A 320-nucleotide genomic window follows, 5' to 3' on the forward strand; every position below is an offset into this window, starting at 1 on the left:
AGAATATACTGCCCATTCCTCATTTTCTCCTACATAATCCCTATCAAAGTATTTATATAGTAAACTATTTGTATTTAAACTTCTAAATTTTTCCCAATGATAATCCACAATATTATTAAACTGATTTGTTGACATTATTATTTTACGCAAGGTTTTATTATTACTATCTTTTTCAGTAAAAATAACTTTACCCAATCCAAATGCAAAACTACGTTGCCAATCAGATAAAAAATTAATTCTATTATTCTCCATTATTAATAAATTTATTCTAGGACGAAACTATTTTAAAAAAAACTATTAACTCTATCATAATAAGTAAT

The 320-nt window shown here is 23.4% G+C and carries 1 protein-coding gene; it reads right to left on the bottom strand.

What is annotated here, in order from left to right; translation table 11 throughout:
• The coding region (locus tag QWI17_RS23560; protein WP_302724991.1) for a hypothetical protein at positions 1-252 on the bottom strand (252 nt) is incomplete at its 3' end.
• Positions 253-320 lie beyond the last annotated feature (68 nt).

The sequence above is a fragment of the Gilvimarinus gilvus genome, from assembly GCF_030518155.1.
GTDB lineage: Bacteria > Pseudomonadota > Gammaproteobacteria > Pseudomonadales > Cellvibrionaceae > Gilvimarinus > Gilvimarinus gilvus.